This window comes from Paenibacillus sp. Paensp38, from assembly GCF_059491915.1.
The window spans coordinates 5520822-5533723 of record NZ_CP168516.1; the positions used below are offsets into that span (position 1 = coordinate 5520822).

General features: G+C 46.7%; 11 protein-coding genes. 10 read left to right on the forward strand and 1 reads right to left on the reverse strand.

The genetic code is table 11. The features are described 5' to 3' along the window. Positions 1–20: 20 nt before the first annotated feature. Positions 21–623, reverse strand: coding sequence for a hypothetical protein (locus tag ACEN8J_RS24525; RefSeq protein ID WP_495594570.1), 603 nt, complete (start codon positions 621–623; stop codon positions 21–23). Positions 624–973: 350 nt separating this feature from the next. Between ACEN8J_RS24525 and ACEN8J_RS24530 the strand changes: the two genes are divergently transcribed. From ACEN8J_RS24530 to ACEN8J_RS24575, 10 genes are all read left to right on the forward strand, one after another. Then, positions 974–2620, forward strand: coding sequence for a DEAD/DEAH box helicase (locus tag ACEN8J_RS24530; RefSeq protein ID WP_318627951.1), 1647 nt, complete (start codon positions 974–976; stop codon positions 2618–2620). A gap of 157 nt (positions 2621–2777) precedes the next feature. Continuing rightward, a complete protein-coding gene (locus ACEN8J_RS24535; protein ID WP_029518550.1) occupies positions 2778–3680 on the forward strand; it encodes a cation diffusion facilitator family transporter in 903 nt (300 codons plus the stop codon). A gap of 91 nt (positions 3681–3771) precedes the next feature. Further along, positions 3772–4785 carry an LCP family protein gene (locus ACEN8J_RS24540; RefSeq protein WP_013312376.1) on the forward strand — a complete coding sequence of 338 codons (1014 nt, stop codon included), beginning with the start codon at positions 3772–3774 and terminating at the stop codon, positions 4783–4785. 150 nt (positions 4786–4935) lie between these two features. Beyond that, a complete protein-coding gene (locus ACEN8J_RS24545; protein ID WP_495594088.1) occupies positions 4936–6099 on the forward strand; it encodes an AI-2E family transporter in 1164 nt (387 codons plus the stop codon). A 104-nt stretch (positions 6100–6203) separates the two neighbouring features. Next, positions 6204–7223, forward strand: coding sequence for an LLM class flavin-dependent oxidoreductase (locus tag ACEN8J_RS24550; protein ID WP_029518548.1), 1020 nt, complete (start codon positions 6204–6206; stop codon positions 7221–7223). Positions 7224–7454: 231 nt separating this feature from the next. Beyond that, positions 7455–8348, forward strand: a complete 894-nt coding sequence (locus ACEN8J_RS24555; RefSeq protein WP_029518547.1) for an ABC transporter ATP-binding protein — start codon at positions 7455–7457, stop codon at positions 8346–8348. Positions 8349–8360: 12 nt separating this feature from the next. Then, on the forward strand, positions 8361–9164 hold the full coding sequence (locus ACEN8J_RS24560; RefSeq protein ID WP_318627950.1) for a (2Fe-2S)-binding protein: 804 nt from the start codon (positions 8361–8363) through the stop codon (positions 9162–9164). Between the two features lie 87 nt (positions 9165–9251). Next, positions 9252–9728, forward strand: coding sequence for a glutathione peroxidase (locus ACEN8J_RS24565; RefSeq protein WP_069010036.1), 477 nt, complete (start codon positions 9252–9254; stop codon positions 9726–9728). Positions 9729–10118: 390 nt separating this feature from the next. Then, positions 10119–11480: an FAD-dependent oxidoreductase gene (locus tag ACEN8J_RS24570; protein WP_069010035.1), complete on the forward strand. Its 1362-nt coding sequence runs from the start codon at positions 10119–10121 to the stop codon at positions 11478–11480. Between the two features lie 387 nt (positions 11481–11867). Beyond that, positions 11868–12701: a formate/nitrite transporter family protein gene (locus tag ACEN8J_RS24575; protein WP_069010034.1), complete on the forward strand. Its 834-nt coding sequence runs from the start codon at positions 11868–11870 to the stop codon at positions 12699–12701. Positions 12702–12902 lie beyond the last annotated feature (201 nt).

Sequence of the window (12902 nt, forward strand, 5' to 3'; positions counted from 1 at the left end):
TTAATAGTATGACGGATTGTTTAAGTGTGTGGTAAAGGGAACGGAGTCCACGATTGAAAAACATACTTCATATCCGGGGTATCCTGTTCGAGCATAAATGGAAGAATATCCATAATGGCGCGTGCTTTACTGCCAGCATAAAAGTTGCGCGAGCTATGTAACAGTTTGTTTGCCTTTATTAACTGGCTGAGCCGCAGCATAACGTCTTCCACGCTTGTTCGGTCAATACGTTCATAAACGTCCTGACGGATCGAAACAAGCATCCCGCAATTGTTGGGAGATTGACCCATAGGGCCATTGGACAAAAGAATGTACACTTCCGGCGTCGTCCCTTTGTTATAGGATGATTTGATACTAGGCGCCTCTATAACCAGCATCAAAGGAGTCAATTCATCATCGGTCACAATGCGGAGCAGTTCCTGCTTGTCCCAGCGGATCTTACCGTGTTTGGCTTTCTTGGATTGATAGATAGACACATGGGTATTGCGGATTCCTGATATATTCAGGAGCGTTTCAAAACAATCGAACAGGTTAGTAAAGCACTCTTCAGCAAACAAAGTGTGCTTCTCCGACAAGGAACCGGCCATTATAAAATTATAATGCAAGTTGTTAACCACAAGCATCCATCCTTTATTCATGAATTACCAATTCTTATACCATAATATATGACATGAAGATCGAATTCACCTTTTATATAGACTGTGGTCCTGTTCATTAAAATCGTTTGGAAACCAGTTCAACTTCGCGTATACTAGGAAAGTCATATATGGAACGGCCTGAGCCGCCTTGCGGCCGTATGTTGAGTTACATGAACAGATTCAACGATAACGGATATGCTCCCTTCCTGAAAAGGGGAGAATGAGAACCGATACAAAAATGGGAATTCTGAACTATGGAACGATAGATGTCATATGGCACATGAACCTATTTTACGTGACACATATTGAATACAGATAAGGGAAGTGAATACAACTTGAAGAATTTTACAGCATTAGGTGTGGAGCAACATTGGGTAGAAGCCTTGAAAGAGCAGGGCATCTCAGCGCCAACACCTGTACAGCAGGAGTCCATTCCACTGTTGATGGAAGGTCAGGATGTGATTGCCGAGGCACATACGGGGACAGGGAAGACGCTTGCGTTTTTACTGCCGATTTTACAAAAGCTGAATTTGGACAAGCGGCACCCGCAGGCGCTTGTGATTGCACCTACGCGTGAATTGGCACTCCAGATTACAGAGGAAGCTAAATGCTTGGCTGCTGCGGAGCCGAGTTTATCTCTACTAGCTGTTTACGGAGGACAGGACGTGGAGCGTCAGCTTCGTAAACTGAAAGGTGGCGCACAACTGATTATTGGGACACCTGGGCGACTGCTGGATCACCTGAGACGTGGCACGCTGGATCTAGGCGGCATTAAAATGCTGGTCCTGGATGAAGCCGATCAAATGTTACACATGGGCTTTTTGAACGATGTGGAGACGATTCTTCAGGAAGTTCCTTACCGGAGACAGACGATGCTGTTCTCCGCTACGATGCCAGCCGGTATTCGCAAACTGGCTCGTGTATATATGAACGAACCTGTAGATGTCAAAGTGAAATCCGCTTCTTCCGTTCCGGTGAGCCAAATCCGTCAGGTCGTTGTGCAAACAACAGACCGTGGTAAGCAACAGGCATTGGTGGATATGCTGAATACGGATCGTCCGTACTTGGCTGTTATTTTCTGCCGTACGAAGCGCCGGGCTGCCAAACTGAACGAAGAGCTGCAAGAAATGGGCTTTCAGAGCGGTGAGCTTCACGGGGATTTGTCCCAGAACAAGCGGGAGCAAGTGATGAAGGCATTTCGTGAAGCGAAACTCCAATTGCTCGTAGCGACTGATGTAGCTGCACGCGGCCTGGATGTAGAAGGCGTCACGCATGTCTTCAACTACGACATGCCGCAGGATGCCGAAAGCTACATCCACCGCATCGGGCGTACCGGCCGTGCCGGAGGCAAAGGCGTGGCGGTGACGCTCGCTACGCCAAGGGATATTCCAGAGCTTCGGAACATCCAGAAAGTTGCTGGTGTCACATTCACCAGCAGTGAGGGCGGCGGACAGCGTAGACCTGCTTCCGATACGGCTGATCGGCAGGGTCGAGAACGCCGTTCGGGCAGAAACGACCGCCGTTCCTACGGTGGCAACGACTCCGGCGGTGGACGCCGGGGCAGCGGCCGCGAACAGGCGGGCCGTCGTGACAGTGCAGGCGGCGAACGTCGCTCTAGCCGCGGCAGTAACGAGCGCAGCGGATATGACCGCAGCAGCGGTTCCGCACGCGGAGGCCAAGGTCGCTCGGCGGGACAAAGCAGCGAGCGTGGCGGGTATGACCGTAGTAGCGGCGGTTCTGCACGTGGAGGCCAAGGTCGCTCGGCAGGGCAAAGCAGCGAGCGCGGTGGATATGACCGCAGCAGCGGCGGTTCCGCACGAGGAGGCCAAGGTCGCTCGGCAGGACAAAGCAGCGAGCGCGGTGGGTATGACCGCAGCAGCAGTGGTTCTGCGCGCGGAGGCCAAGGTGGCCGCGGTGGACAAGCCAAAGGCGGCCCGCGTGGTGGTCAAGGACAAGGAGGCCGTCGCGGACGGTCCAGATAGATAAAATAGGAGTATTCTCATAGAATGCTCCACTATGGTTATCATAATAGCCCCGGGGAGGCTCATCTTCCGGGGCTATTGTAATCTTCATCCATACCGCTGAAAGAGCAGCGCCATAAGATAAATTCAAAAGATAAATTTGGAGGGGTTATACATCATGCAGGAACAGGATATGGGCAAGCGCGCCATGGTCTCAGCATGGATCAGCCTGATTAGCAACATCCTATTAACCGGCATTAAGATTATTACAGGACTTATGTTCAACAGCAAGGTGCTGGTAGCCGATGGTGTGCATAATGCTGGGGACGTGATTGCCTCTGCAACGGCACTGGGGGCGATGCGCATATCTAGCCAGCCGCCGGATGAGGACCATCCTTATGGTCACGGCAAGGCAGAAGTGATCGGTGCAAGCGTGGTGGCGGTCATATTGTTTGGAGCGGGTATATTCATCGGCTATCATTCGATTGCAGCACTGTTCGAACCGATGCCACAGGAGCATATACTGGCATTGGTGGCCGCCATTATTTCCTTGCTCTGGAAACAGTGGCTGTATATCTACACGATTCGTATCGGGAGAGCGGCCAATAGTCAGGGTCTTATTGCAACGGCAAAAGATCATCTCGCTGATGTGTACGCCTCTGGGGCTGCTGTACTGGGTATCGGATTGGGGCTGATTGGGGAGCACTGGGGCATTTCAATCTTATCTTACGGTGACCCTATTGCGGGATTCGTAGTGGCATTGCTAGTTCTGAAATTGGCGTGGGAAATGGGCCGTGAATCCATAGATGTGCTTATGGAAAAGGCGATTGCAACGGAGGAAATTGAGAGCTACGCCGCAGCCGCACTGAGTGTAGCCGAGGTTCAACGTATTGACCGTATCCGTGCCCGTGAGCACGGCCATTATATTATCGTGGATATCCGCGCTTCAGTGGATGCCTCTTTGACGATTCAGCAGGGACACGATATTATTCGACTGATTAAGGGGGCTGTCATGAAGCGGGAACCGCGGGTTTATGAGGTGCTTGTCCATTTGAATCCATGGTATGCGGACGACCACTAGAACAGACGGCGCGAATTGACAGATAACTTGCAGGAAGGGTATGCTTTTAAAAGCCGAACGATGATGAATAAAAGCGAGGTTACCCGAAAATATGCGAAAATTTTTAAAATGGTTAGGCATTTCTGTGACTGCGGCGGTTCTTTTAGTGGGCGGATATTATACGTATTCTATATATCATTTTACGAATCAAATTTCAGTTGCTTCCGGACAGGATTCGAAATTCAAACCGCAGGCACAAACTCAAACCAATGTACAACCTGTAGAGGTATCGCTCCCACCGGAATGGGATGGGACAGAAAGAGTGAATATTCTGCTGCTAGGCGGCGACTCCCGTGGAGAGGATTCAGGGCGTTCTGACTCCGTTATGGTTGCTTCTATTGATCCGGTTACGAAAAAGGCTACACTGATGTCGATTCTTCGTGATACCTACGTCAATATCCCAGGTCATGGGCAAAGTCGATTGAATGCTGCCTTTTCCTACGGGGGACCGGATTTGACCAGACAGACCGTGAGCGACCTGCTGGGCATACCAATTCAATATTATGTATATACTGATTTCAATGGTTTTATTGCGCTGGTTGATTCTGTGGGTGGTATTGACCTGGATGTCGAAAAAGATATGCATTATACCTCCAAGGCGGATAAACACCAGTTTGATATTGATTTGAAAAAGGGAATGCAGCACATGGACGGTAAAACAGCCTTGCAATATGTACGCTTCCGTCATGATGCGACTTCCGATTTTACGCGTACGGAGCGGCAACGCAAATTCATTACTGAGCTTGGCGGTAAAATTCAGTCAACCTCATCTCTAATCAAACTGCCGAGTATTTTAAATAGCATTTCTCCTTATATTGAAACGAATCTGAGTACTACGGAAATGCTGCAATTGGCTTCATTGGGCTTTAATATCGATGCAACAACAGTAGCGAAGCAGCAAATCCCGCCGAATGAATTGGTGCGCGGGGAAACCATTAAGGGTGCGCAGGTATTGGGTGTAGACGAAAGAAAGCTCAAGCGCTTCATACAGAATCTTTTTGAACAGGAGAACAAACCTGTGACCACGACGGTGGATGCTGCAACCACGATAAATGATACTCCATAACCCTCGAAAGCAAGCGAAGTTCGTACGATGACGTACAACTTTGTTTGCTTTTGTGTTTATTTGGGTATAACCTTGTATATTTTGTTCCAAAAATATATCGTATCTATGAAGAACGTATACTCATTTGTGTAAAGAGAAGGGGAATGTGGTGTGGAAATAACTCCGGCATGGAAAGACCGATTCAAGAAGTTTTTTCTGAACAACAAGTTTGTGTTATTCCTGCTGGTACTGCTGCTGATCGGCTTGAATATCTTGGTTCTTACCAAAATTTCATACATATTCACACCTGTCATAGTGCTGTTAAAAACGATCATTCTCCCTGTTATATTATCCGGCGTGTTGTACTATCTGTTCAACCCGTTGGTTGATGTACTGGAGCGTAACAAGGTGAAACGAGTATACTCCATTGTTGTATTGTTTTTGCTTATTATAGGGGTTATTGCGATTGTGGTTACATCGGTGGTGCCTGTAATCCGCGATCAAATACAGGGGCTTATCCAGAATTTCCCTACCTATAGCGAGCAAGTACAACGACAATTCGAGAAACTGATCGGCAGCGATTTTGTAAACCAGTTCCAGAACACCATTCAAATTAATCCATCTGAGCTGGCCTCCAAAGCTTCTGAAAAGTTATCTAGCTTTATTAATAATGCATGGACGGGCGTGGGCAGCTTCTTGGGCGTGGTTACAGAAACGGTACTTGCGATTGCCACGGTTCCATTTATTCTGTTCTACTTGCTAAAAGATGGACACAAGCTACCACAGTTTATCCTGAAAATGCTCCCGCCTATGTTTCGTAAAGAAACAGACCGCATTATGACCGAGATGAATCATCAGGTCAGTTCCTATATTCGTGGGCAGATTATTGTCAGCTTCTGTATTGGGGCGCTGTTGTATATTGGTTATCTAATCATTGGATTGGACTACTCTCTGACGCTTGCAGTCATTGCGTCCTTTACGAGCGTTGTCCCCTACTTAGGTCCCGTCATTGCCATTACACCTGCGTTAATTGTGGCCTTGGTCACCTCACCGATTATGCTGCTCAAGATGGTTATCGTGTGGACAGTCGTACAGCTCATAGAGGGTAAATTTATTTCTCCACAAATTATGGGTAAATCTCTTCGAGTACATCCGATCACGATTATCTTTGTTATTCTGACGGCAGGCAATTTGTTTGGTGTGGTGGGAATCGTACTGGCGGTTCCGGGGTATGCTGTCTTGAAAGTAATCGTTACACATCTGTATAGTTTCTTTAAAAAGCGTTCACATCTCTATGAGGCGGATAAAGGGAACGCAAGTCTTTACGAAAAATAAACTTTTCCACTATAAAATTGATAGGGGCCCCTCTTGGGTAACTGTGGCTACGCGTGCTATAATTAATGCCTATCCTTATTCCCAAATAGAAAGGTCAGACTTTTATGATAAAACTCAGCATTCTTGACCAATCTCCGGTATCGGAAGGCATGACGCATGCGCAGGCATTACAAAAGACCGCTGAGCTTGCTATAGAGGCGGAACGCTTGGGTTATCATCGCTTTTGGGTATCAGAGCATCATTCTGCAGCAAATCTCGCTGGGTCCAGCCCGGAGGTACTGATTTCACATCTGGCCGCCCGTACTCGGGCCATTCGAGTGGGGTCGGGTGGGGTGATGCTGCCTCATTACAGCGCTTATAAAGTAGCGGAAAACTTTCGTGTGTTGGAGGGATTGTATCCGGGACGCATTGATTTAGGTCTGGGACGGGCGCCTGGAGGAATGCCCATTGCTACCAGAGCCCTGCAAGAAGGCAAAATGCGAGGGGGTGTAGATCTATACCCTGAGCAGTTGGATGACCTGTTAGCTTATTTACATGACAGCACAGGCAATAATCACCGTTTCGGTTCGCTACAGGCGATGCCGCTTATAGAAACTGTACCGGAAATGTGGTTGCTCGGCTCCAGTGGTGATAGCGCAGGTCTGGCAGCCGAGCGTGGCGTGGGCTTTGCGTTTGCGCAGTTCATTAATGGTGAAGGCGGCACAGGGGCTATGAAGGAATACCAGGAAAGCTTCCAGCCTTCCCAGCATAGTGACCAACCACGTTCGCTTGTTGCCGTATTTGCGATCTGTGCGGATACCGAAGAGGAGGCCAATCGCTTGGCTTCCAGCATGGACTTATCTCTTGTACTATTAGAGCAGGGAATGCGCTCCGCTGGAACACCTTCCGTGGAAAAGGCACTGGCGTATCCGTATACGCCGTTTGACCGGATGCGGATACGTGAGAATCGCAAACGTATGGTGGTCGGTTCGCCCGAACAGGTGAAGCGTCAGATTGAGCAATTAAGTAAGGACTATAATGCACAGGAGATCATGGTTGCGAGCATTATTCATGACTTTGATGCCAAAATGAAATCTATACGTCTCATGGCCGAAGCATTTGGACTGTCTTCTGTACAGTCATAATGCAATTCACCGGATTTGAAAGATCACAGCTTCGAGGAGCTGTGATCTTTTTTTGAATTTTTTGAGAAAATATTGGATGATGTGCACTGTATGATATAGGAAATAAACCAGTTAACACTTGATAATGATTATCAATATCTTTATTATATAAAGATAGAATGAAGTTTTGATGAAAGTCGTGCGTTAAGCCCGTGACTATATATATTGGATAAGGGAAAGGGATGATTCCACATGTTTCGTCTGAAAACGGCAAATCTGGATATTGCTTATGAAGATCGATTGATTGTAGAAGATCTGAACGTAGAAATACCGCAAGGGAAAATCACAGCCTTGGTGGGCGCAAATGGTTCTGGCAAGTCCACCATTCTGAAGACGATGGCTCGCATCATGAATCCTAAGGGCGGCAGTGTTCTGCTTGACGGTAAATCCATTCATAAGCAATCCACCCGGGAAGTAGCTAAGCAGCTGGCTATTTTGCCGCAAAATCCGACTGCACCGGAAGGATTAACCGTGACGGAACTGGTATCTTACGGACGTTTTCCTTATCAAAAAGGTTTTGGTTCCATGAAAGCGGAAGATCGCAAAATGGTAGAGTGGGCCATTCAAGTAACGGGAATGAGCGAGTTCCACGATCGTCCGATTGATCAGCTTTCTGGCGGTCAGCGTCAGCGTGCCTGGATTGCTATGGCACTTGCGCAGGATACGGATATTTTATTTCTGGATGAGCCGACGACATTTTTAGATATGGCGCATCAACTGGAAGTGCTGCATTTGCTGGAGTATCTAAATACTTCGGAGGAGCGCACCATTGTTATGGTCGTGCACGATTTGAACCATGCGGCCCGGTATGCTCAGCATATGATTGCAATCAAAAAAGGGAAAGCTGAGGCTGTAGGAACTCCAACTGAGGTTATGTCCCCTGATGTGCTGCGTGAAGTGTTCGGGATTGAGGCTGATATTGTAACAGATCCTCGTACAGGTGTACCGCTCTGTCTTCCGTATGCTTTGGCTGGACAGCCTGCGGTAAGCCAAGCCATAAAAGAAATGAATGTGGAAGATAAGCAACCTGTGGGTTCTGTTGCTGAGCGACGTGATGCTAGAGCACAAGTAGCGGCAAGAGGTTAAAGGGGACATACCATGAAACCACTGGATTACGATCAGCTTGAGCAACTAGCAAACATAGTGAGAGTCACGCCGGAGGATGCTGTATATTCCGGGCCAGTGGCCGAATGGCTTGAACCAGATAAGATCCGCTCTGTGATGGAGTATTATGGCGATCTTCTGCGTGCTGAAGACGATTTAACCGCAGCCGTTTACTTTGCGAACCAGTTGCGTGGCCTCGTGTTTGCGCAGCATTTTATGGTATCACTGTGTGAACGCCGTTGGGACCTGTCCGTTTCTAATCTCAGATTTCATATTTGTTATGAAGGTCAATATCCCTCTATTAGTCTTCAGGTCATCGACTTAACAGAGCTGGACAATACGTGGAACAATGGGGATCACCGTTCTTCCAAACAGGCTCAGCAAGTGTTACGAGACTTTTACAGTTTGCAGATGCGGCCCATGTTGGAAGCAATTGCTACCGTGGGGAGCGCATCTATCGGCCAAATGTGGGGACAGTTTCCGTTGGCATTGCTGTATTTTAAGGATAGAGTACAGCCATCGTTGACTGATCCTCAGGATGTGGAGCGCTTTGAACAAGATTATATGTATGTGACACGTGAACTTGAGGGAGAGATATTCGGGCGTAAAAGAAATCCGTTTACGGTTCGTCTCGTTGAATTGGACAATCCTTACCGCCCTGGTGAAAATACCTACATGAAACCGTCCTGTTGCCAATATTACAAGACAGGTGGAGGTCAGCGGTATTGTTATACTTGCCCCAAAATGTCCGCTTCCGAACGCGAAGAACGCAGACTCGAAGTGGTGGCATCATGGTAAAGTCTCTGTGGATGTTGGCATGTCCGTCACCTTTTGGTTAAAATAGGTTATGTAACCTAAACCAAGTGACACGAAGGAGGATGCTGTATGTCTGTCTATTCACATAATGCCGTAACACCAGCGAATCAGGAGGTTTCTCTGAATACTTACGCTGGTAAGGTGCTGGTTATTGCGAATACCGCCAGTAAATGCGGACTTACCCCGCAATATGGGGATTTGCAAAAGCTTTATGACGAATATAAGGATCGGGGATTAGTTGTATTAGGCTTTCCTTGCAACCAATTTGGCGGTCAGGAGCCGGGCAGCAGCGAGGAAGCGGCTGAATTTTGCCAACTGAATTACGGGGTTAATTTCCCGGTATTCGCCAAAGTGGACGTCAATGGACCGGATACAGCGCCTCTGTTTGAATATTTGAAAAAGCAACAGCCTGGAGAACAGGAAGATGGGACAATTCAGTGGAATTTCACGAAATTCATTGTGAATCGTGAAGGTGTACCTGTGGGTCGTTTTGAACCGAAGGAGTCACCAGAAGCGATGAAAGCAGCCATTGAGCAATTGCTATAGTAGCTTTGCCTTCATTCCAAAATATATGTTTAAAAAGGTCTGATTTCCGGCATGTCTCCGGGAAGCGGACCTTTTTTTGTTCTCTACATGTGCATTTGTCTAAGGTGGGAGCATCATGTGAAAGTCGATTCCATGGGCATAATCAGGCCGCCTACAGGGGAAACTGAATGGAGCAAAAAAACATTTCAGCAAACAGTTGATCTCGTATATCCTTTCTTTTTTAAATGTGGACAAATTGTGAATATCACAAAAAGCTATTGTAATGTGAAAAATATCACACTATAATAAGTGTATGAAGTGAAATAAATCACAAACACTAACGAGCTGTTTACGTGAAACTATTCACAATTATTATACAGTTTATGCCCACACACCAAGGAGGAATTCAACATGAAAGTAGCAGTTATCGGATGTACACACGCAGGCACAGCAGCTATCGTTAACACAGCTAAATGTTATCCAGATGCAGAAATTACCGTTTACGAGCGTAATGATAATATTTCATTTTTATCTTGTGGTATTGCGCTGTACGTAGGTGGTGTCGTCAAAGATCCGCACGGCCTGTTTTATTCGTCTCCAGATCAACTGTCTGACTTGGGTGTAGTGACCAAGATGCTTCATGAGGTAACGAGTGTGGATACGGCTGGCAAGTCGCTGCATGCCCGTAATCTCCAAACAGGTGAGGAATTTACAGACACATTTGATAAACTAATTGTGACCACGGGATCATGGCCCATTATTCCAAAGCTGGAAGGCATTGAACTTGATCATATTTTGCTCTGTAAAAACTATAATCATTCCAATGATATCATTGAGAAAGCCCAGCACGTACAGAACATTACAGTCGTGGGAGCTGGATACATTGGTGTTGAGTTGGTAGAAGCTTTCCAAATGAATGGTAAAAATGTAACGCTGATCGACAGTGCTGATCGTATATTGAATAAGTATTTGGACCATGAGTATACAGACCGGATTGAAAGTTCCCTGAAGGAACATGGCATTAAGCTGGTACTTGGCGAGACGGTGAGTCGCTTTGAGGGTACGAACGGTAAGGTAAGTAAAGTCGTGACCTCTAAAGGAGAATATGAAACAGAGCTTGTTATTCTCTGCATCGGTTTCCGACCTCAAACGGATCTGCTCAAAGGTCAGGTAGATATGTTGCCTAACGGTGCGATCATTGTGGATAACTATATGCAAAGTAGTTGCCCGGACGTGTTTGCAGCAGGCGACAGTTGTGCAATTCGCTATAATCCGACCGGCAAAACGGCTTATATCCCTTTGGCAACCAACGCAGTTCGTATGGGTACGCTGGTGGCACGTAATCTGGTGCAACCAACCATTGCCTACATGGGAACCCAAGGAACTTCGGGTATCAAAATTTACGAAGACAATATCGCAGGAACAGGCATGACGGAAGCTGCGGCAACAGATGAAGGCATGACTGTAGAAGCTGTAACCATTGAGGACAGCTACCGACCTGAATTTATGCCAACCTCCGAAAAAGTGTTACTGAAAGTGGTATATGAACAGGGGACGCGGAGAATTCTGGGTGCTCAAATTATGTCGAAGGTGGATTTGACGCAATCCATTAACACGCTATCCGTAGCCATTCAAAACCATATGACCATTGACCAGTTGGCCTTTGTCGATTTCTTCTTCCAGCCGCACTATAACAAGCCTTGGAATTTCTTGAACGCGGCAGGTTTACAAGCATTGCCTACAATATCTGAACGGAACCCAGTTACTGTATAATTAGATTTGTCTGTGACATTGTTCATAAGTTTGTCAACAATCTGAGGCGTACGGATGAATCCTTATAGTACAATATAGAGTAGCATAAGGATCAGGGGGGAAGTAACTTATGGGTTTGTTTTATATCCTTTTTCTTGTAGTCGTGGCCATGGTAGGCCTTGGTGGAGTTCTTTGGTTCTTAAGAGCAGTTGAAAAGGAAGAATACAATTAAATGTAAAGCGCGTAGTAGCGCAGTAGATGTAATAATACAGAAAAACAGTCCTTTTTTCAGGGGCTGTTTTTTTTATAGTTACGAAAGTGATTTTTTTCACAAACTTAATCACTGATTTTAAATAAAATATGAAAGAAGAATATTTTAGTGAATAGATATTAAAGGAGCGGGGATATATGGCGAGCTATAAACCGGGGCAAATTGCTGAAAAGACGGTGGAAACAGGAGTGGCCAAGGCGAACAACCCGTGGACTGTGGCGGTGGTACTGGGGTTTTTGGCAGGTGCATTTATTGCACTCGGGTTTTTGCTGGATATACGTGTTATTGCAAGTGCGCCTAAAGAATGGGGAAGCATTGCCACCTTTATTGGAGCTGCGGTGTTCCCTATTGGTCTGGTATTAGTTTTGATCGCCGGCGGAGAATTGCTGACCGGCAATATGATGGCGGTCCCTTTGGCGAGATGGGCAGGACGGATTAAGACAGGAGTCATGTTTCGTAATTTGGCGATTATTACGCTCAGTAATTTTGCAGGTGCGTTATTCGTTGCATTTTTCTTTGGGCATGTGCTGGGTTTGACAGAAACGGGCCCTTATCTGGACAAAGTGGTGGATATGGCAGGACATAAGCTACACGAAAGCTTTTTGCAGTCTTTTATATCGGGTATAGGATGTAACTGGCTCGTAGCACTGGCTGTATGGTTGGCATATAGCACAGACTCCATTGGCGGCAAAATTATGGGGATTTGGTTCCCGACCATGGCCTTTGTGGCTATTGGATTTCAGCACGTTGTTGCCAATATGTTTCTCATTCCGGCGGCTATTTTTGCAGGCCACTTTTCATGGGCAGATTATGTTATGAACTTCATTCCGGTCTGGCTGGGGAATTTGGTAGGAGGTAGCCTGTTTGTGGCTGGAGCCTACTGGTTGGCCTATCTGAAAAAGCCTCAAGCCAACGCACATCCAGTGAATGAATCTCCAACTACTTCTTCGGTTGCACATCCAATCCGTTGATTGATCCTACCTAATCACAGTACTTTAAACAGCAATGAACAAAGCAAATCCGCCATGACAGGCCCGGGGGAACGAAACCTGTCATGGCGGATTTTTTTGGGAGTGGTCCATGATTTGGCATGGAGGATGAGTGTGCTCTCGTCCATGATGCCTTGATCTTTTTTACCCTCAGTAAGATATGATGAAACAGGATGTTGAAAA